Annotated in this window: 22 protein-coding genes; 11 read left to right on the top strand and 11 right to left on the bottom strand. The window is 72.1% G+C overall.

Annotated features, from left to right (window positions below):
• Positions 1-44 precede the first annotated feature (44 nt).
• From AB0K15_RS14000 to AB0K15_RS13990, 3 genes are all read left to right on the top strand, one after another.
• Positions 45-845: a DeoR/GlpR family DNA-binding transcription regulator gene (locus tag AB0K15_RS14000; RefSeq protein ID WP_360593821.1), complete on the top strand. Its 801-nt coding sequence runs from the start codon at positions 45-47 to the stop codon at positions 843-845.
• Positions 842-1,924, top strand: a complete 1,083-nt coding sequence (gene galT, locus AB0K15_RS13995) for a galactose-1-phosphate uridylyltransferase (RefSeq protein ID WP_364049304.1) — start codon at positions 842-844, stop codon at positions 1,922-1,924. The genes AB0K15_RS14000 and galT overlap by 4 nt, the downstream gene beginning before the upstream one ends.
• Before the next feature lie 79 nt (positions 1,925-2,003).
• Positions 2,004-3,419, top strand: a complete 1,416-nt coding sequence (locus tag AB0K15_RS13990) for a trypsin-like peptidase domain-containing protein (protein ID WP_364049302.1) — start codon at positions 2,004-2,006, stop codon at positions 3,417-3,419.
• A gap of 725 nt (positions 3,420-4,144) precedes the next feature.
• On the opposite strand, the gene AB0K15_RS13985 is transcribed toward AB0K15_RS13990, so the two are convergent.
• Genes AB0K15_RS13985 through AB0K15_RS13965 form a run of 5 tightly spaced genes read right to left on the bottom strand, consistent with a single transcriptional unit; the run spans position 4,145 to position 7,989 of the window.
• Positions 4,145-4,600, bottom strand: a complete 456-nt coding sequence (locus AB0K15_RS13985; protein WP_364049300.1) for a hypothetical protein — start codon at positions 4,598-4,600, stop codon at positions 4,145-4,147.
• Complete coding sequence (locus AB0K15_RS13980; protein ID WP_364049298.1) at positions 4,597-6,027, bottom strand: molybdopterin-dependent oxidoreductase; 1,431 nt, start codon at positions 6,025-6,027, stop codon at positions 4,597-4,599. The genes AB0K15_RS13985 and AB0K15_RS13980 overlap by 4 nt, the downstream gene beginning before the upstream one ends.
• Positions 6,024-6,653, bottom strand: a complete 630-nt coding sequence (locus tag AB0K15_RS13975; protein WP_364049296.1) for a class I SAM-dependent methyltransferase — start codon at positions 6,651-6,653, stop codon at positions 6,024-6,026. Before AB0K15_RS13975 ends, AB0K15_RS13980 begins: the two co-directional genes overlap by 4 nt.
• Positions 6,650-7,333 carry a DUF2064 domain-containing protein gene (locus AB0K15_RS13970; protein ID WP_364049294.1) on the bottom strand — a complete coding sequence of 228 codons (684 nt, stop codon included), beginning with the start codon at positions 7,331-7,333 and terminating at the stop codon, positions 6,650-6,652. The genes AB0K15_RS13975 and AB0K15_RS13970 overlap by 4 nt, the downstream gene beginning before the upstream one ends.
• Complete coding sequence (locus AB0K15_RS13965) at positions 7,330-7,989, bottom strand: glycosyltransferase family 2 protein (RefSeq protein ID WP_364049292.1); 660 nt, start codon at positions 7,987-7,989, stop codon at positions 7,330-7,332. The genes AB0K15_RS13970 and AB0K15_RS13965 overlap by 4 nt, the downstream gene beginning before the upstream one ends.
• A gap of 144 nt (positions 7,990-8,133) precedes the next feature.
• Here AB0K15_RS13965 and AB0K15_RS13960 point away from each other — a divergent pair, with 144 nt between their 5' ends.
• Genes AB0K15_RS13960 through AB0K15_RS13950 form a run of 3 tightly spaced genes read left to right on the top strand, consistent with a single transcriptional unit; the run spans position 8,134 to position 11,311 of the window.
• Complete coding sequence (locus AB0K15_RS13960) at positions 8,134-9,543, top strand: hypothetical protein (protein WP_364049290.1); 1,410 nt, start codon at positions 8,134-8,136, stop codon at positions 9,541-9,543.
• Between the two features lie 8 nt (positions 9,544-9,551).
• The gene (locus AB0K15_RS13955; RefSeq protein WP_285972281.1) at positions 9,552-10,253 is read left to right on the top strand and encodes a response regulator transcription factor; all 702 of its coding nucleotides are present in this window, start codon (positions 9,552-9,554) and stop codon (positions 10,251-10,253) included.
• Positions 10,250-11,311 (top strand): HAMP domain-containing sensor histidine kinase, encoded by a 1,062-nt coding sequence (locus AB0K15_RS13950; protein ID WP_364049287.1) that lies wholly within the window; start codon positions 10,250-10,252, stop codon positions 11,309-11,311. The genes AB0K15_RS13955 and AB0K15_RS13950 overlap by 4 nt, the downstream gene beginning before the upstream one ends.
• A gap of 27 nt (positions 11,312-11,338) precedes the next feature.
• On the opposite strand, the gene AB0K15_RS13945 is transcribed toward AB0K15_RS13950, so the two are convergent.
• Both AB0K15_RS13945 and AB0K15_RS13940 read right to left on the bottom strand, forming a co-directional pair.
• Entirely contained in the window at positions 11,339-12,193 is an 855-nt protein-coding gene (locus AB0K15_RS13945; protein WP_364049285.1) for an MBL fold metallo-hydrolase, read from the bottom strand.
• A gap of 48 nt (positions 12,194-12,241) precedes the next feature.
• On the bottom strand, positions 12,242-13,303 hold the full coding sequence (locus tag AB0K15_RS13940; protein WP_364049283.1) for an SDR family NAD(P)-dependent oxidoreductase: 1,062 nt from the start codon (positions 13,301-13,303) through the stop codon (positions 12,242-12,244).
• A gap of 122 nt (positions 13,304-13,425) precedes the next feature.
• On the opposite strand from AB0K15_RS13940, the gene AB0K15_RS13935 reads away from it, so the two are divergent.
• Both AB0K15_RS13935 and AB0K15_RS13930 read left to right on the top strand, forming a co-directional pair.
• The gene (locus tag AB0K15_RS13935; RefSeq protein WP_220244409.1) at positions 13,426-13,926 is read left to right on the top strand and encodes a MogA/MoaB family molybdenum cofactor biosynthesis protein; all 501 of its coding nucleotides are present in this window, start codon (positions 13,426-13,428) and stop codon (positions 13,924-13,926) included.
• Positions 13,927-14,028: 102 nt separating this feature from the next.
• Positions 14,029-14,196 (top strand): hypothetical protein, encoded by a 168-nt coding sequence (locus AB0K15_RS13930; RefSeq protein ID WP_364049281.1) that lies wholly within the window; start codon positions 14,029-14,031, stop codon positions 14,194-14,196.
• Positions 14,197-14,199: 3 nt separating this feature from the next.
• Here the strand turns inward: AB0K15_RS13930 and mscL are convergent, their stop codons facing one another.
• The 4 genes from mscL to AB0K15_RS13910 all read right to left on the bottom strand — a co-directional run bounded on the left by mscL (position 14,200) and on the right by AB0K15_RS13910 (position 16,434).
• On the bottom strand, positions 14,200-14,607 hold the full coding sequence (gene mscL / locus AB0K15_RS13925; RefSeq protein ID WP_364049279.1) for a large-conductance mechanosensitive channel protein MscL: 408 nt from the start codon (positions 14,605-14,607) through the stop codon (positions 14,200-14,202).
• A gap of 57 nt (positions 14,608-14,664) precedes the next feature.
• A complete protein-coding gene (locus AB0K15_RS13920) occupies positions 14,665-15,312 on the bottom strand; it encodes an SAF domain-containing protein (protein WP_364049277.1) in 648 nt (215 codons plus the stop codon).
• Between the two features lie 130 nt (positions 15,313-15,442).
• Positions 15,443-15,751 (bottom strand): FmdB family zinc ribbon protein, encoded by a 309-nt coding sequence (locus AB0K15_RS13915; protein WP_364049275.1) that lies wholly within the window; start codon positions 15,749-15,751, stop codon positions 15,443-15,445.
• Positions 15,752-15,840: 89 nt separating this feature from the next.
• Positions 15,841-16,434 (bottom strand): 5-formyltetrahydrofolate cyclo-ligase, encoded by a 594-nt coding sequence (locus AB0K15_RS13910; protein ID WP_364049273.1) that lies wholly within the window; start codon positions 16,432-16,434, stop codon positions 15,841-15,843.
• A 24-nt stretch (positions 16,435-16,458) separates the two neighbouring features.
• Here AB0K15_RS13910 and AB0K15_RS13905 point away from each other — a divergent pair, with 24 nt between their 5' ends.
• Genes AB0K15_RS13905 through AB0K15_RS13895 form a run of 3 tightly spaced genes read left to right on the top strand, consistent with a single transcriptional unit; the run spans position 16,459 to position 19,303 of the window.
• Entirely contained in the window at positions 16,459-17,364 is a 906-nt protein-coding gene (locus AB0K15_RS13905; RefSeq protein WP_364049271.1) for a UTP--glucose-1-phosphate uridylyltransferase, read from the top strand.
• Positions 17,361-18,644, top strand: a complete 1,284-nt coding sequence (gene glp, locus AB0K15_RS13900) for a gephyrin-like molybdotransferase Glp (protein WP_285972270.1) — start codon at positions 17,361-17,363, stop codon at positions 18,642-18,644. The genes AB0K15_RS13905 and glp overlap by 4 nt, the downstream gene beginning before the upstream one ends.
• On the top strand, positions 18,644-19,303 hold the full coding sequence (locus AB0K15_RS13895) for a GNAT family protein (RefSeq protein ID WP_364049268.1): 660 nt from the start codon (positions 18,644-18,646) through the stop codon (positions 19,301-19,303). The genes glp and AB0K15_RS13895 overlap by 1 nt, the downstream gene beginning before the upstream one ends.
• Positions 19,304-19,322 lie beyond the last annotated feature (19 nt).

Raw genomic sequence — 19,322 nt, 5'->3', positions numbered from 1 at the left:
GTAGGATTTTGTGTGGTTGATGGTTCGTGCTTGAGGAGTGGCGGGTGCTCGCACGTCAGCGACAGGCGGTGATCCTCGAGGAGGCGCGCCGGACCGGTGCGGTCCGGGTCAGTGACCTCGTCGCGCGCCTCGGCGTGTCCGACATGACGGTGCGCCGCGACCTCGACGTGCTGGCCGGCCGCGGCCTGGTCGAGAAGGTCTACGGCGGCGCGACCTCGGTGGTCGGCAAGAGCACCGACGAGCCAGGCTTCGAGGCGAAGTCCGTGCGCCAGCGCGCGCAGAAGGAGGCCATCGCCGACCTCGCGGCCGGCCTGGTCAAGCCCGGCACCGCGATCGGCCTGTCCGCCGGCACCACCACGTGGACGCTGGCCCGCGCGCTCGACCCCATCCCGGGGCTCACCATCGTCACCAACTCCATCCAGGTCGCCGACGTGCTGCGCGCGTCCACGCAGCCCGACCGCACGGTCGTGCTCACCGGCGGCGTGCGCACGCCGTCCGACGCGCTCGTCGGCCCGGTTGCCGTGCACAGCCTGCGTTCGCTGCACCTGGACCTCGTTTTCCTCGGCGTGCACGGCATGGCCGAGGGTGCCGGTTTCACCACCCCGAACCTCACCGAGAGCGAGACGGACCGCGCGCTCGTGGAGGCCGGCCGGCGGCTGGTGGTGCTCGCCGACCACACGAAGTGGGGCACCGTCGGCATCTCCACGATCGCCGACCTCGAAGAGGCCCACGTGGTGGTGACCGACGACGGACTTCCCGACTCGGCGAGGGAGAGCCTCACCGAGCGGGTCGGAGAACTGATGATCGCCGAAACGGCGGAGAACCTCGAGGCAGAAGACGCGTGAAACGCACCTTGCGACACCTGGCGGACGGCCGGGAGATCATCTACTTCGACCACGACGGCGAGCACGAGCGCACCGCCGAGGACACCCGCGACCTCCCGCCGGTGGCCGCCGCGTCGGAGATCCGCCTGGACCCGCTGACCCGCGAGTGGGTCGCCATGGCCGCGCACCGGCAGACGCGCACGTACAAGCCGCCGGCCGACCTGTGCCCGCTCGACCCGACGACGCCGGGGCGGCCCACCGAGATCCCCGAGCCCGGCTACGACGTGGTCGTGTTCGAGAACCGGTTCCCGTCGTTCTCCCAGAACGCGCACGGCGACCCGTCCACTGTGGACGAGCTCGGCCTCGTGCCGACGGCGCCGGGCCGCGCGCGCTGCGAGGTCGTGTGCTTCTCCAGCGACCACGGCGGCTCGTTCTCCCAGCTGAGCCCCGAACGCGTGCGTCTGGTCGTGGACGCGTGGGCCGACCGCACGCTCGCACTGGGTGAGACTCCGGGCGTCGAGCAGGTCTACCCGTTCGAGAACCGCGGCGAAGAGATCGGGGTGACGCTCTCGCACCCCCACGGGCAGATCTACGGCTACCCCTTCGTCACGCCCAAAACCGAGCGGATGCTCGACGTCGCGCGCGCGTACCGCGAAGAACACGGCCGCGCGGTGATGGGCGACGTGCTGGCGGCCGAGCGGAAGTCCGGCGCGCGCGTGCTGGTGGAAGGCGAGCACTGGACGGCGTTCGTGCCGCCGGCCGCGCGCTGGCCGGTGCACATCCAGGTCGTGCCGCACCGCCAGGTGCCCGACATCCCCGCGCTGACCGACGCCGAGCGCGACGACTTCGCCCGCGTCTACCTCGACGTGCTGCGCCGCTGCGACGCGTTGTACGACCGCCCGTTGCCCTACATCGCCGCCTGGCACCAGGCACCCGTGCGCCGTGACCGCGACCTGGCGTGGCTGCACCTCGAGCTGTTCTCCGTGTTGCGGGCCAAGGACAAGCTCAAGTACCTCGCGGGTTCCGAGTCCGGCATGGCCGTGTGGATCAACGACGCGACGCCCGAGCAGATCGCGGAGCGGCTTCGCGCGGTGGGCTGAGTACCGGGCGCGGCATACTCATCTCCGAAACACAGGTTCGGCTCAGGAACCTCTCAGGCCCGGCCGCTTAGGTGAGGACATGACCGAGAACGACCCCCACGCGCACGACTCCGCGGCGGGTCGCCAGAACCCGGGTGCCCAGCCGGGCACCGAGGGTCAGGCGGCCTGGAGTCAGCCCACCGCCCCCGGCGCGTCACCCGCGCCCGCTTCCGGTGAGCAGCCCACGTACGCCGAGCAGGCGCAGCAGCAGAACCCCGGGTACGCCACGGCGAACCCGTGGTCCGCGCAGGGCGCGCAGACCGGTCCGATGGGCTACAACAACCCGTACCCGCCCACCGGCGGCACGACGCAGCAGCAGTACGCCGCTCCGGGTACCTACAGCGTTTCCCCGGCCCCCGCGCCCAAGAAGTCCGGCCCGGGCAAGCTGCTGGCGGGCGTCGCCGCGATCGCGCTCGTCATCGGCGGCGTGGCGGGCGGCACCGTCGGCTACCTCACGGGCGGCTCGTCCGGTCCGTCGGTCAACGCGCTCGACCAGCCGAAGCCCGCGCAGCAGACGGGCAACGCGCCGTCCGGCTCCGTCGAGTCCGTGGCGCAGAAGCTGTCGCCGAGCGTCGTCGAGCTGCAGGTCTCCGGCCGCACGGCCGCGGGTGAGGGCTCCGGGTTCGTGCTCAGCACCGACGGCTACATCCTGACCAACAACCACGTGGTCGAGGTCGCCGCCAACGGCGGCCAGATCCAGGCCGTGTTCCAGGACGGCAAGAAGGCCGCCGCGAGCGTCGTCGGGCGCGACCCGACGACCGACATCGCCGTGGTGAAGGTCAACAACGTCAGCGGCCTGACCCCGGTCGAGCTCGGCCGGTCCGACGACCTGCGCGTCGGCCAGCCAGTGGTCGCCATCGGCTCGCCGTTCGAGCTCAGCGGCACGGTCACCTCCGGCATCGTCAGCTCCCTGCACCGGCCGGTGCAGGCCGGCGGCGACGAGACCGACCAGACCACGGTCATGGACGCCATCCAGACCGACGCGGCGATCAACCCCGGCAACTCCGGCGGCCCGCTCGCGAACATGAACGGCCAGGTCATCGGCATCAACTCCGCCATCTACAGCCCGAACAGCGGGCAGGGTGGCCAGGGCGGCGAGGCTCAGGGCGGCAACGTCGGCATCGGTTTCGCCATCCCGATCGACCAGGCGCGCCGCACGGCCAACGACATCATCAAGACCGGCCACGCCACGCAGACGTTCATCGGCGCCAAGGTCGCCGACGCTCCGCAGGGCGGCGCTCAGCTCGGTGACATCACGCCGGGCAGCCCCGCCGAGAAGGCCGGCCTCAAGTCGGGCGACATCGTCACGAAGATCGACGACCGCACCATCGACAGCGCCGACACTCTCATCGCGGCCATCCGTACCCGCGCCCCCGACGAGAAGGCGACGTTCACCCTCTCCGACGGCCGCACCCTGCAGGTGACCCTCGGCGGCCAGCCGGTACCGGCGAACTGATCGCTCGGCCGCAGTGCGCGGCCGAGACCAGCCACGGCTCGACCCCCTGGGCAGGGGCCGGACCCTTGAAGGCCACGCGCGACCGGGCACTCGATGCCGGTCGCGCGTGGCCGTCTGCGTTGCCGGGGCTTTCGACAGCCCACGGACGCACGGCCTTGCGGCGATCGCCGCCGGGACCAGCGTGCGGCGGAACTCCACGAGCTGGTCCGGGGTCGTCGCGGCCCGATGCGCTCGGCGGCTCGAAGAATCCTTGGCCGGCAAGTTCGGCCGGCACCTTCGTCGGTCACCGTGAGCGGCACGGCAGCACCCGGCTTGCAGTGCGCCACGCGTGGTCGTCTGCGTTGCCGGGGCTTCCACAGCCTCGGGCCGACCACCTCGCTGCGGTTGCCGGTCGGTGCCGGTCCAGCGCGCGGTCCCGGGCTTCGCGGCCCGATGTGCTCGGCGACTCGAAGAACCCTTGGCCGGCCAAGGTAGGCACGGCTATTCGGTCCCCTCGAGCGGTGGGGGCCGCACTCGGCTCCGAGCGCTCCAGGCGCGGCCGGCCGCGTTGTCCGGAAGATTCCTCAGCGAATCCCAACACTGTGACCAGGCTCTTTGTCCACCAAGGAAAATTCGTGAGCAATTGATGTTTGGCTCGCGCAACCTGTGGGCACCTCACACCCCGCACGGAGACCTCTCCGTACCGAGTCGGAGGCGGTACGGAGAGGTCTCCGGCGTTTCCCGGCTTACTGAGCGGCGACGCTCTCCGGCGCGGGACGGCGCGGCTTCCGGCGAGCGAGCACCATGCGGGCCACTCCGGTGAGGATCACGACGGCCCACACCACCGCCAGCGTCAGCAGCAGCCCGGCCCACGTGTTGCCGTCGTGCAGGCCCGGCTTGGGGATGACGCCGTAGGTGCGCCACAGCAACGGGAACGCGATGAACCCGAGCACGGCCGTCAGCACCGCCCCCACTTGCACGGGCGCCCGCCACGCCGCCGGCAGGACGCGCGAGAGCAGCAGACCGAGGCCGCCCGCCACCGGCGCGAACACGGCGTCGTTCACGATCGGGCCGCCGCCGATCCACAGCACGGTCTTGATGCTCTCCGGCCACGCGGGGGCGGCGTAGTCGACGAACAGCGACGCGCCGAAGCCCAGCGCCGCCAGGCCCGCCAGCGCGAGCAGGATCCGGATGACCTTCACAGCACCTCCAGCTTTTCGACCCACTTCGTCTGGAGCACGCCCGGACGGCTCGGCGCGATCACCCGGCACGGGTAGCCGTGGTCGACGTCGAGCACCTCGCCGTTGAGCTCCAGCGCCAGCAGGGTCAGGTCGTCTGCCGTGTGCTCGCCCGGGAGCGTGCTGGCGCCGTACAGGCCGGTCTTGTCGAGCGACGACACGCGCACCTCCGCGCCGGGCTCGGCCCCGACCGCGCGCAGCAGCATCGGGAAGGAGATCCCGCGCCAGCTCGCCATCTGGCTCCAGCCCTCCACGCACGCGATCGGCAGATCGGCGCTCACCTGCGGCAGCGCCCGGAGGTCGGCCAGCGTGAACTGCTTCGTCCCGCCCCGCGTCACCACCGACAGCCGCCAGTTCGGGTCGACGGCTGTCCGCGTCACGCGCGCCGCGACGGCCGTGCGGTTCACCGGCAGCTTCTGCAAGCCCTTGTCGGTCTTCCACGACAGCCCGGAGACGTCCTTCAGCCACGGCACCGTCGCGCCCGCGGTGGACAGCACCGCCACGCCCGTCGCGATCCACGTGGTCCGCAGGAAACCGCGTCGGGTGAACCCGTAGACCGGCTTCTTCGCGGCCTTCTTCGCCGGCTGTCCTTCGGGCTGTGCTTCCGGCGTCGTCGCGGGCTGTTCTGCCGGCACCGTCTCGCGGGTCAGCGCCCGCCGCACGATCGGCAGCTTCACCGCCACGTGCACCACCACCGACCCGATCGCCACCCACGCCACCGCGTAGTGCACTTCCGGGAAGTAGAAGTTCCACGGGTAGTTCTGCGCGACGTTCAGCAACCCCGAGCTCAGCTCGAAGAACGCCGACCCCGACAGCACCAGGATCGACACCCGCTCCAGCGCGTGCGGCAACGACTTCACCAACGGCCGCTCGAACAGCTTCGGGAAGACGCTCCACAGCTTCGCCAGCAGCAACGGGATCGCCGCGATGCCCGAGATCACGTGCGCGCCCTGCGTCAGGCGGTACAGCCACACCGGGCGGCTCGGCCAGAAGAACCACCCCGGCGGGTGCTGGATCAGGTGGCTGAGCAGGCCCGTGACGAAGCAGATGAGGAACGCCAGCCCCAGCAGCGCGCCGATCCGCGCCGTCACGCGCTCGCCGTGCGCCCCGCCCTTGAACTGCTCCTCACGCGGGATCGGCAGCTTCTCGATTCGCTCGTCCACGCGTGCTTTCGCCTGCTCCGCCCGGCCTTTCGCACGTGCGGCACCCGCCCGCGCCTGCGCGGCCCGCTCACCGAACCGCACCTGCGCCTCGGACACGCGCGCGTCGAAGCGTTTCCACGCCGCGGTGAGCCGGTGTTCCCGTGACGCCGCGGGCTCTTCGGTGTCGACGGAGCTTTCGGCCCAGTTGCCGTCCGGCCGGGTGTCGTCGGTGCGCTTTTCCTCGGTCATGCCCGCTCCAGCCTCGCGAACCAACGGTGTCCCCGGCTCGTGGTCCAGTCCACGCGGAACCCCGCGCGCATGGCCACCTCCGCGATGGCGTCGGCCCCGACCCACGCCCAGCCGAACCACGGCCCCGACGAACCCGGCAGCAGCCGCACGGCCTCCCTCCGCACGCCCTGCCCCGGCGGCTCCAGCTCCACCAGCACGTCGCCGTCCGGCGCGATCAGCTCCCGCATCCGGTCCAGCAGCACGACCGGGTCGCCCCCGATGCCGATGTTCCCGTCGGCCAGCAATGCGTGGTGCCAGCGCCCCTCGCCGGGCAGGGGCAGGAAGACGTCCCGCCGCAACGCCACCGCGCCCCGCTCCTGCGTCAGCCGCACGGCCGTGGGCGAGCTGTCCACACCCAGCGCCACCACACCGCGCTTCGCCAACGCCGCCGTGAGCCGGCCCGGGCCGCAGCCGATGTCGAGCGTCGGGCCGTCACACGCGTCGAGCAGCACGGAGTCGCCCAGGTCGCAGCCGTCGGTCCAGCGGTCGACGGGCAGGTCGACCCGGTCACCGTTGGCGAGCTCCAGCCAGCAGTGCTGCCCCAGCAGCCCGCGGTCGAACTCCGTGCCGGTACTCAGTTTCCTCACGCCACTTCCCGTCCCTCGACCGCGCGCACGGCCGCCGCGAACCGCCCGCTCGGCGCCTCCGCGGCCACGCGCACGGCGTCACCCATCGTGTCCACATCGGACAGTTCCGGCAGCGGGCCGGCCGACACGCCGACCGCCGCCAGCGCCCGAATCGTGCGAACGCCCGTGTCCCCTTGCGACATCGGCACGCCCGCCAGCACCTGCGCGTGGTGCGGGTCCCGGAGCCCGAGCCCCCACCAGCCGCCGTCTGCCGCCCGCCCCAGCACCGCGTCGTGCACGCCGTGCAGCACGGGCTCGATCGACGCACCCAGCAGCCCCGGCGTCACCTGCGGCGTGTCCATGCCGATCTGCAGCACCGGCAGCCCGGCGTGCACCGACGCCGTGTCGGCGTGCGCGTTGGCCAGCCGCGCCCCGAAATCCCAGCCGCGCTGGGCGATCACCGTCGCCCGCCGCAGCGACCGGCCGATCTCGCTCCCGCGCGCGGCCGAGCCGAGATCGCCGGTCATCGCGACCACGGGCAGCGCGCCCGGTGTCGCGCACACGGCGTCGAGCGTGTCCAGCAACGCCGCCGCGGCGATCTCCGCGGCCTGCCGCGCCGTCGCGGGCGGGCACAAACGGGTCTTCGCGAAGCCCGGCACGGGCGCCTTCGCGACCACGAGTACGCAGAACCGGGAGGTCATCGGGCCAGCACCCGCCCGAAGTCGCGGACCGCGCGCAGCGTGCCCCGCACCGACCCGGACACCTTCGACTTCGTGCCCTTCGCGCGCTCCCCGTAGGTCACGTCGAACTCCCGCACCCGCCAGCCCGCGCGTTGCGCGCGGATCAGCAGCTCCAGCGGATAACCGAAGGCGCGATCGGTGACGCCCAGCCCCAGCAACGCGTCCCGCCGCGCCGCGCGCAGCGGCGCGATGTCCCGCACGGGCAGCCCCCGGCTGCGCAGCAGCAGCGAAAGCACGGCGTTGCCCGCCCGCGCGTGCCACGGCCACACGCCCGCGTGCGTCGGCACCCGGCGCCCCACGGCGAGGTCAGCGCCGCCTTCGACCGCGGCCACCAGGCGCGGCAGGTCACCGAGGTCGAGCGAGCCGTCGGCGTCGGCGAAGCACACGATGTCCGCCGTCGCGGCCTCGAGCCCCGTGTGCACGGCCGCGCCGTACCCACGGCGAGGCTCGTCCACCACCTTCGCGCCGAGCGCGGCCGCCACGTCGGGCGAGCCGTCCGACGAGCCGTTGTCCACCACGATCGCGCGGAATCCCGCCGGCAGCGCGGCCAGCACACCGGGCAGCGCGCCCGCCTCGTCGAGGCACGGGAGCACGACGTCTACCTGAAGATCGCTCACGGGGCGTACGCTAGGTCCGTAGTGGACGGTCGGGAACCCTTGCGGTGCTTACCGAATCATGACGCGTGCCCAGTTCTTACCGAGTTCTCACGGCTGCCCCTTCCAGGCCCGTGAGAGACCTCGGCCGGGGTTATCGTGCGGTCGATGAGCGAGTCGACTTCGGCCGCCCGGCTCGCCGAGCCGCCCGCGCCACCACCCGAGCCCCGCCGCGCCGTCGCGCGTGGCGACCTGATCGCGGTCGGCGCCGCCCTCGTGCTGGTCGCCGCCGCGGCCGCCGTCGGGGCCTATTACAACCGGCCGAACTCCGGCGTGGTGATCTACGCGCCCACCGCGCCGATCTTCGCGCACTGGCTGCCCCACGTGGGCCCGGGCTCGGTGTTCGCCGTGCTCGTCGCGGCCGCCGTGGTCCTGTGGGGCCCCGCGGTCGCGTCCCGGCTGTCCTGGCGACGGGCCCTCGCCGCCGGGTACGCGACGTCACTCGCCTGGATCTTCTCCCTCGCCATGATCGACGGCTGGTCGCGTGGCTTCACCGGCCGCCTGACCACTCCGCAGGAGTACCTCCACGAGGTGCCCGGCATCACGGACATCCCGCGGTTCCTGCGCGAGTTCAGCTCCCGCATCCTCGACTTCCAGCCGAACTCGTGGACCACGCACGTCTCCGGCCACCCGCCGGGCGCGACGCTGGTGTTCGTCTGGCTCGACCACCTGGGCCTGCGCGGCGGCGCCTGGGCCTCGACCGCGGTGATCCTGGTCGCCGCCCTCGTCGCCGTCGCCGTGCCGGCCACGGTCGCCCTGCTCGGCCGCCAGAGCGCCGCCCGCGCCGTGCTGCCCTTCGCCGTGCTCTCCCCGGGCGCGGTCTGGCTGGGTGTCTCCGCCGACGGCCTCTTCGCCGGCGTCACGGCCACCGGCATCGCCCTGCTCGCCCTGGCCGCGGTCGGCTTCACCCACGGCCGCCGCTACGCCGTGCCCTCCGCGCTGGCGGCGGGCGTGCTCCTCGGCTACGGCGCCTTCCTCTCGTACGGCCTCGTGCTGCTCGGCCTCGTCGCGCTCGCCGTCGCCGTGCTCGGCCGCCAGTGGCGCGCCGCCGCCCTCGCGGTGGTCGGCGCCCTGGCCGTGGTGGCCGCCTTCGCGCTCGCCGGCTTCTGGTGGCTCGACGGCTACCACCTTGTCGTCGAGCGCTATTACCAGGGCATCGCCATGCTTCGGCCATACTCGTACTGGGTGTGGGCCGACCTGGCCGCCGTCGCCGTCGCTGCCGGCCCGGCGGTGGTCGCCGCCGCTCGCCGCGGGGTCATCGGGGCGTTCCTGCCCGAGTCGCGCCGCGGCCTGCTGCGCGACCCGGTGCTGCTGCTCGGCATCGCCGCCGTGGTCACGATCGTGTTCGCCGACGTGTCCGGCCTGTCGAAGGCGGAGGTGGAACGCATCTGGCTACCGTTCGGCGCGTGGCTGCTGCCGATGACGGCCCTGCTGCCCGCACCCGGCCGCCGTTGGTGGCTGGCCGGGCAGGCGGTGACCGCATTGGCGGTCAACCATCTTCTTCTGACGAGCTGGTGAGGTGAGGCATGGAAGACCAGGCCGGACGCGTGCTCGTGGTCGACGACGACGAGACGGTGCGCGACGTCGTCCGCCGCTACCTCGAGGTCGCCGGCTTCACGGTCGACGTCGCGGGTGACGGCGCCGCGGGCCTCGCGCTGTTCGCCGAACGCGACCCCGACCTCGTGGTGCTCGACGTGATGATGCCGGGCATCAACGGCCTCGAGGTCTGCCGTCGCCTGCGTCAGGTGAGCCACGTGCCCATCGTGATGCTCACCGCACTCGGCGAGGAGGAGAACCGCATCGCCGGCCTCCAGCTGGGTGCCGACGACTACGTCACCAAACCGTTCAGCCCCAAGGAGCTGGCGCTGCGCGTGGCCTCGGTGCTGCGCCGCGCCCGCATGCCCCGCGCCACGCCACCCGCGCCCGAGCTCGTCGACGGTGACCTGCGCCTGCAGATGACCGCCCGCCAGGCCACCCTCGGCGGCGCGGAGCTGCCGCTGACTACGCGCGAGTTCGACCTGCTCGCGTTCTTCCTCGGCCACCCGGGCGTGGCCTTCTCCCGGGCCGATCTGCTCGAGAAGGTGTGGGGCTGGGACTTCGGCGACCAGTCCACGGTGACCGTCCACGTGCGACGGCTGCGCGAAAAGATCGAACGCGACCCGGCCAAGCCGACGCGGGTCGCCACCGTCTGGGGCGTCGGCTACCGCTACGACCGGGAGCAGTCATGATCAACGCCGGTGAATCCGCCCTGGACATGCTCACCCACGTCCTGCACATCCTGCCGTTCGCGCTGCTGTTCGCGCTTCCGGTGGCGGCGGTGGGCGGGCTGGTGCTCTACGCGCTACGCAACCGCTCGCTGGCCACCACGATGACGGTGCTCGTGCTCATCCCCGTGGTCGCCCTGCTCGTCGGCGTGCTCGGCATCAGCGGCTTCATGTTCACCGAGGCCCTGATGACGGAGCTGCTCGTCTGCCTGCTCGTCGCCCTCGTCACCGTGCCCGCCGCGATCGTGCTCGGCCGCGTGATCGCGCGCCGCAGCGTGTGGGAACGCGAGGCGCGCGAACGCGAACGCGCCGCCGAAGCGTCGCGGCGCGAGCTCGTCGCCTGGATCAGCCACGACCTGCGCAGCCCCCTCGCCGGCATCCAGGCCATGGCCGAGGCACTGGCCGACGGCGTGGTTTCCGAACGCCACGAGGTCGCCGACTACGCCCAGCGCATCAGCGGCGAGACCACCCGGCTCTCGGGCATGGTGGGCGACCTGTTCGAGCTCTCCCGCATCACCGCGGGCGCGCTGGAGCTCACCATGTCCGCCGTGCCGCTGCGCGACGTCGTGAGCGACGCGGTGGCCGCCCAGTCACCCGTGGCCGAGCGCAAACGCGTGCGTGTGCTGGAGAACGCCGACGCGTGGCCGGTCGTGTCCGGCAGCGACCCCGAGCTCGCCCGGATCGTGCGCAACCTCGTCTCCAACGCCATCCGCCACACCCCGCCCGACGGCACGGTCGCCGTGCAGCTCGACATCGACGGCGACCAGGCCATCCTCGCCGTCGACGACTCCTGCGGCGGCATTCCGGACGACGAGATCGGCCGTGTCTTCGACGTCGCCTTCCGCGGCACCCAGGCCCGCACCCCCGACCGCAGCGGCACGACCTCCGGCGGTGGCCTCGGCCTGGCGATCGCCAAGGGTCTCGTCGAAGCCCACCGCGGTCACATCGGCGTGCACAACCACGGCCCCGGCTGCCGGTTCGAGGTTCGGCTGCCGCTGGCCAACGTCGCCGCGGGCGTCTGACCGAGCGGCCACAGTGGACGGACGTGCTCAGCCGACGGTGACGGCCTCCACCGGCTCCGCGACCCGTTCCGCCGTCACGCGGAAGAACTGCATCCCCGGGAAGTGCGCGGGCGCGACGATCGTGTCGGTGCCCGCGACCTGGCGCAGCCACTGCTGACGGGTCAGCAGCGCGAGCGAGGGATCGCTGTCGCTGATGAACCGGATGTTCGAGTCGACCAGCTGCGCCGGCGTGTGGAGCACGTCGCCGAGCAGCACGACGCGACGGTCGTCCGCAGTAATGTCCACGACGTAGTGACCCGGCGTGTGGCCGGGCGCGTGCCGCGCGGTGACGCCCGGCGCGATCTCCACGTCCCCGTTCAGCGCACGCAGGTGTCCGTGGCTGCGCACGGTTTCCAGCGCGATCCGCGTCCAGTCGTGGCGTCCGACCGGCTCCACGAGCGCGGCCCAGTCCTGCGCGCCGTAGAGCACCGTGGCGTTCGGGAAGTACGGCTTCCCCTGCGGTGCCAACCAGCCGACGTGGTCGGAGTGCAGGTGCGTCAACAGCACCGTGTCGATGTCGGCCGGCGGGCACCCGGCCTCGGCGAGCGCGATGGGCAGGCCGCCGCCCGCGCCCATGTCGCCGTCGTCGGGCCGCAGGCCCTCCGGGAACTCGATCTCGCGCGGGCCGAGGCCCGCGTCGACGAGGATCGTCCGGCCGTTGCCGCGGACGAGAAACGCGCCCGTGGGCACGTGGACGGTGCCGTCTTCCGCGAACGCGCCGGGATGTCTCCCCGCGTCGAGTCCCGGGAAGAACGGCGCCGGCAGCCGGATCCGGCCGTCGGCCAGCGCATGGATCTCGATGTTCCCCACCTCGATGGACCGCATGCACACGACCAAGATCACGGTGGCAGGAAATAATTCCGGGAAGTGACCTTCGTCTCAAGCGGGGCCTCAGGCACCGACGGGCGCGCGCAACTCCGCCGTGGCGAACGAGGTGATGCCCTCCTCGAACGTGGTTTCCGCCGTGAATCCCAGCAATTTCCTGGCCAGAGCGGGGTCGGCGACCACGTGCCGCACGTCCGCGGGCCGCGCGCCACCGACGATCCGCGGCTCCGGACCGCCGTACGCGCGCGCCAGTTCCCGTGCGAGGTCGCCCACCGTGTGCGGGTCACCCGAGCAGACGTTGAGCGGCGTGAGGTCCCCGCTCGGCCCTTCGGCGTGCAGCGCCAAGGCGTTGATGCGGGCGACGTCGTGCACGTGGACGAAATCCCGTTGCTGCCGCCCGTCCTCCAGCACGGTCGGCGCCTCGCCGCGCTCGAGCGACGAACGGAACAGTGACGCCACTCCGGCGTACGGCGTGTTCTGCGGCATGCGCGGGCCGTACACGTTGTGGTAGCGCAACGCCCACACCGTGCCGCCCGTCTGCCGCGCCCACGCTCCGGCGAGGTGCTCCTGCGCCAGTTTCGTTGCGGCGTAAGTACTCCTGGGCAGAAGTGGTGCACCTTCGGGCACAAGTTGCCAGTGCAGCTCCGCGCCGCATTCGCCGCACCTGGGCTCGAACCGTCCGGCGTCCACATCGGACTGCCGCCGCGGGGAAGGCGGCACGATCCCGTGGCGCGGGCACGAGTAGCGGCCCTCGCCGTAGACCACCATCGACGACGCCAGCACGAGCTTGCGGACCCCGGCCGCGTGCATCCCGGCCAGCAGCACCGCCGTGCCGTAATCGTTGTTCAGCGCGTACGACGGCGCGTCCGACGGATCGACGCCGTGCCCGACGACGGCCGCTTGGTGGCACACCGCGTCGACGCCCCGGAGCAGCTCGGCGACCTCGTCCGGGTCCGTGACGTCGCCGCGCACGAACCGGTGGCGGCCCGTGTACTCCGGCGGCGTGGCCGTGCCGTGGGCGGTGGGCAGGAGGGTGTCCAGCACCACGACCTCGTCGCCCGCGTCGGCCAGTTGGTCCGCGACGTGGGACCCGATGAACCCGGCTCCACCGGTGATCAGTACTCGCACCCTGCCGACGCTAAGGCGCGCGGACCGGACCACGCCCGTTCCCGCCGGACCACGTCACCGAATCGTCAGGAATCACCCGCCCACGGCGGCGGGCGGGTGCCGTCACCGGATACGGTGTCGGCATGGAACGGAGCGCACAGCGGCTGGGCCGGGCCCTCGTGGTAATCGTGGACGACCGGGTCGCCCACGGGGAGCACGAGGACAACACCGGACCGCTCGTCACCGAGCTGCTCGAAGAGGCCGGCTTCATCGTCGACGGCGTCGTGGTGGTCGAGGCCGAGACCGCCGGCATCCGCAACGCGCTCAACACCGCGGTGATCGGCGGTGCCGACCTCGTGATCACCGTCGGCGGCACCGGCGTGTCGCCACGCGACCGCACGCCCGACGCCACGGCCGGCGTGCTCGACCGGCCGATCCCGGGCATCGGGGAGGCGCTGCGCGCGTCGGGCCTCGCCGCGGGCGCCGTCGACGCCGGCATCTCCCGGGGCCTCGCGGGCGTCTCGGGCAGCACGCTGGTCGTCAACCTCGCCGGCTCGCGGGCCGCGGTGCGCGACGGCATGGCCACCCTGTCGTCGCTCGTGCCGCACGTGATCGACGAGCTCTCCGGCCTCGACGAGGTCTGAACCCCTCTCGCGCCCGCCGCCGCGCCTGGCCCGTCACCACGTGGGCCAGGCGATTCGCGTCTCTCTCTGCAGTTGTCAAACAGCGGGTGGGACGATGGGGGCATGCCACGTGAAGAACGCCGCCCCCGCGACACCGCGGCCGAGCGCCGCCGGGTCGACGAGATCTTCGGTGACGTGCTGCCCGAGACCACCTCGGACGAGCGAGGCCTGAACGGGGACACCCCGGACTCCTGGTACCTGGAGAACCGGCCACCGCACCACGACCGCTGACCCTCAGACGTCCGACTTGGTGGCCTGCGCACGCAGCAGGTCACGGATCTCGGTGAGCAGCTCGACGTCGGTGGGCTCCGCCGGACCCGGTTCCTGGCCGCGCTTGCGGCGCTCCTGAAGGTGCTTCACGGGCAGCACGAACAGGAAGTACACGATCGCGGCCACGATCACGAAGTTGATCGCCGCGTTGATCACGGACCCGAAGTCCAGGAACGTCCCGCGGTTCGAATCGAAGATGTAGAACCCGAGGCCCTGCGCGGCATCGCTGCCCCCGATGGCGTTGATCAGCGGCTTGATCAAGCCGTTGGTGAACGCGGTGACGATCGCGGTGAACGCGGCGCCGATCACGACCGCGACCGCGAGGTCCACGACGTTTCCGCGCATCAGGAAGTCTTTGAAGCCCTTCAGCATGTGCCACTCCTCGAGAGTTCTAAGGGGGGTGCCGTCGCCCATCGGAACAGGGACGGGTTAGCGGAGAGTAACCGTAACCGGTCGTTCCAGCGACGTCGCGGCGACCTCGGTGGCAACGCTCACGGGCAGCGCGAGGAGCACCAACGGGCCGTTGTCGGGTGCGATCACCCCCTGACTCCCGCCTTCGGGACGGTGCACTGTGACGACCGTGGCGTCCTTCACCAGCTCAGCGGCGGTGTGCGTGGCATCGGGAGCCGCCACGACGCCGACGTGCTGGCCCGGCCGCAGCAGCTCCGCGACGCCCGCGTCGGCGAGGCGCACGGCGACGGTGACCGTGCCGGATTCCCCCTTGGCGGGGAGGGCCGTTCCCAGCAGGCGGACGTCCGTCAGCGGCTCACCCGCCCGCGCGGCGCCGGACAGCAGTCGGCCCGCGGCCGCGCCGACGTCGTCGAGCGCGCCGACGGGCCGGACATCGTCGGGAAGGTCGGCCAGCCGGAGATCGGCGGCGCGCAGCACGGAGCCCGCGGGCAGATCCCGCGCGGCCACCACGGTGGCTGTGGAAGGTGCACCACGAGCGGAAGCGGGGTGCAGAAGGACGAGCAAGCCGGCCAGCAGCAGAGCCGCGGCCAGGAACCGGCGAAGCAGCCGGGCGCGCCTGCCGCGCAGCAAGTGCAGATCGGTCAGGCGGTTGAGCAGGGTGTCCACGGTCGTCCCCTCGTCGGTTCCCGTGCAGCGCGGTGCCGCACGAAACCGACGTTAGGGACGGTGGTGACCAGCGGAAAGAGGAACTTCCGCGACCTGTGGACAACTACCCCCTTGTGGATAACCCAGGGAGTCAGGAGGCGGTCGAAGCCGTTTTCGTCGTGGTCGAGGAGGACGATGAAGAGTCCGTCTTCGACTCGCTCTTCGTCTCCGTCTTGGTCTCGGACTTCGCCGGCGTGGCGGCCGTGGTCGAGGACTTCGACGAGTCGCGCGAGTCGGTGCGGTAGAACCCGCTGCCCTTGAAGACCACGCCGACCGAGCTGAAGACCTTGCGCAGCGGACCGGAGCACTGGGGGCAGACGGTCAGGCTGGCGTCGGAAAAGGACTGCACGGCCTCGAAGCGGTGGTCGCATTCCTTGCAGGCGTACTGGTACGTGGGCACTGGAGCTCCTTCATGCACTGGCACTCGTGAGACAAGAGTGCCAACCCAATTGTGCTGGACGGCATTCCCCGTGCGCAATTCCCCCTGGCTCACATCACTGCGACAGTGGGCAACCGGACCAGCCCGGCGGGGGTCAGTGCCCCGGTCATCGGGACGTCGTGAGCCTCACCTGGGAGCGAATCCACCAGCTCCTCGGCCCGGACCACCGCGAACCGGTCCGCGTCGCCCGAAGTGAGCGAACGGTCATAGTGACCAGCGCCACGTCCGAGCCGCACCCCGCGGCGGTCCACCGCGAGCGCGGGCACTAGCACAACCTCGGCCTCCGACACGGCGTCGACGCCCAACCTCGGCCCCGACGGCTCGAGGATGCCGCGCAGCCGGCCGGGCACGAGCGTCGACTCGTCCGTGTAGACAGCCCAATCCAGCGGCCCGACGACGTCGGGGATCACCGGCAGCAGCACCCGCGAACCGGCCTTGACCAGCGCGTTGAGCAGCGAAACGGACCCCGGTTCGGTGTCGAACGGCACGTACGCGCACACCGTCCCCGCCGCGACCGAAGCGGCCGCCGAAGCCAGCGCCTCGGCCTCCGCCGCGTGCTGCGAAGGGCTCACCGAGGAGCGCGCCTGAAGAACTCGTGCACGCCACTCCGCCTTGCTCAGGTGCTCATTGCCCGGTGCCCGCATGCGACCACGTTAGGCTTTGCGCCCATGACGGGCGCCTCAACCTCCCAGACGTTCAGAACAGCCATCGTGCCTGCGGCCGGACTCGGGACTCGGTTCCTGCCGACCACGAAAGCGGTACCGAAAGAGCTGCTGCCCGTGGTCGACACGCCGGGGATCGAGCTCGTCGCGAGCGAAGCCGCGGCCGCGGGGGCGAAACGCCTGGTGATCGTGACCTCGCCCGGCAAGGACGCCGTGGTCAAGTACTTCGAGGCGCAGCCCGAGCTGGAGAAGACGCTCGAGGCCAAGGGCAAGACCGAGCTGCTCGAGAAGGTGCGCCGCGGGCCGGGGCTGCTCGACGTCGAGGTCGCCATCCAGGAGCAGGCACTGGGGCTGGGCCACGCCGTCGCGCAGGCCGAGCCGAACCTGACCGACGAGGACGAAGCCGTCGCTGTGCTGCTGCCCGACGACCTCGTCCTGCCCACCGGCGTGCTCAACCGCATGTCGGCGGTGCGCGCGCAGCACGGCGGCAGCGTGCTCTGCGCGTTCGACATCCCCAAGGAGCAGATTTCGCCCTACGGCGTGTTCGACGTCTCCGACACCGACGACCCCGACGTGAAGCAAGTTCACGGCATGGTCGAGAAGCCGCGGCCGGAAGACGCGCCGTCGACCTACGCGGCGGCCGGGCGTTACCTGCTCGACCGGGCGATCTTCGACGCGCTGCGCCGGATCGAGCCGGGCTCCGGCGGCGAGCTCCAGCTGACCGACGCCGTGGCCCTGCTGATCAAGGAAGGGCACCCGGTCCACGTGGTCGTGCACCGCGGCGGACGACACGACCTGGGGAATCCGGGTGGTTTCCTGCGCGCCGCCGTCGATTTCGCGCTTGAAACGCCCGAATACGGGCCATCGTTACGGACGTGGCTGACCGAACGGATCGGGACCGAACGCCCATGACGGACTCCCTCGACGCTGCTCCGGCCGAAGAGGCCCCGGAACCCGCGGAGGCGGAGCTGCGCTCTGTCGACGCGCAGATCGCGCTGACGCTGGACGCCGCCGTCCGGCCGCGGCCGGTCCGCGTGGCCATCTCCGAGGCGCAGGGCCTGTTGTGCGCGGAGGAGGTGGTCGCCGAGCACGCCCTGCCCGGCTTCGACCAAGCCGCCGTGGACGGTTACGCGGTGCGCAGCGTCGATGTCCGCGCCGCCGGCGAGGAGCCGGTGCAGCTGCCGGTGGTCGGCGAGATCCAGGCCGGCTCCCGCCAGCCGCGGCGGCTGCAGCCGGGCCAGGCGGTGCGCGTGGACACCGGCGCGCCGCTGCCGACGCTCGCCGACGCCGTCGTGCCGACCGCCTACACCGACGGGCACCAGGCCAAGCTCACCGTGCACAAATCCGTGCCGTCGGCGGCGTACGTGCGCCGCGCGGGCGAAGACGTGCAGATCGGCGACGTCGCGGTGCGCAAGGGCGACACCATCGGGTCTGCGCAGGTGGGCCTGCTCGCCGCCGTCGGGCGCGCGAAGGTGCTGGTCTACCCGCGTCCGCGGGTGTCGATCGTGTCCGTGGGCGACGAGCTCGTGGACGTCGACCGCACACCGTCCGTGGGGCAGGTCTACGACGTCAACTCCTACGCGCTGGCCGCGGCCGCCCGCGACGCCGGCGCCGAGGTGAGCCGCGTCGGCATCGTGCCGAGCGACCCGAAGCGGCTGCGCGAGATCGTCGAGGGCCGGCTGCTGATGTCGGAGATCGTGGTGGTCGCCGGCGGTGCCGGCGGCGCTTCGGGCGACGAGGTGCACGCCGCGTTGTCCGACCTCGGCCACATCGACATGACGCGCGTGGGGATGCATCCGGGCTCGGTGCAGGGCTTCGGGCGGCTCGGTCCGGACTCCGTGCCGACGTTCCTCATCCCCGGCAACCCGATGAGCGCCCTGGTGGTGTTCGAGGTGCTGGTCAGGCCGCTGATCCGGGCCGCGCGCGGCACCCGCAACCCGCACCGGCGCATCGTCGGCGCGCGGCTGCTGTCGCCCATCACGTCGACGAAGGGCCGGCGCGGCTACCTGCGTGGCCAGCTGCTGCGCGACGAGGCCAACGGCGAGTACCTCGTGCAGCCGCTCGGCACGTCGGGTGCGCACCTGCTGGCGTCGCTGGCGGAGGCGAACTGCCTGATCACCGTGGACGAGGACCTCACCGAGGTGGCCGCGGGCGAGCAGGTGAAGGTCACGTTCCTCGCGCAGCGGGCGTAGTGGGCTCGTACTCGTACCCGGTCGAAAGCCGCCATCCGGGCTGGCCCGCGAAGCTCGGTGGGCTGCGCGTGCCGGCCGGGGTCGTCAGCGTGCGGCCCGTGCGGCTGCGCGACGCCGGCGAGTGGAGCCGCATCCGCCTGCGCGACCGCGACCACCTCGAGCAGTGGGAGCCGACGGGGATCGGGCCGTGGCCCGACCGCAACGCGTTCTGGTCGTGGCCCTCGCAGTGGGCGGCCCTGCGAGGGCTCGCGCGACGCGGGCAGTGCCTGCCGTTCACGATCACGGTCGACGGAAAGTTCGCGGGCCAGATCACGGTGGGTAACGTCATCCGCGCCTCGCTGCGATCGGCCTGGATCGGGTACTGGGTGTCGTCGGACATCGTGCGTGGCGGGGTCGCCACAGCGGCGGTCGCCCTCGTGACGGATCACGCCTTCGAAGCCGCCGGCCTGCACCGGCTCGAGGCGACCGTGCGGCCGGAGAACAACGCGAGCATCCGCGTCCTCACCAAGGCCGGCTACCGGCAGGAGGGCCTCTTCGAGCGCTACCTCGACGTCGCCGGCGCCTGGCGCGACCACCTCTGCTTCGCCGTGACGAAAGAGGAGATCGGCGACGGTCTCGTCTCCCGTCTCGTGGCCATGGGACGCGCCGACCTGCTCTGATGGTGACTACGGGTCCGGT

This window comes from Amycolatopsis sp. NPDC049253, from assembly GCF_040678995.1.
Taxonomy (GTDB): domain Bacteria; phylum Actinomycetota; class Actinomycetes; order Mycobacteriales; family Pseudonocardiaceae; genus Amycolatopsis.
The sequence above is the reverse complement of the archived record's forward strand: the minus strand, read 5'-3'. Positions and strand labels throughout refer to the sequence as shown.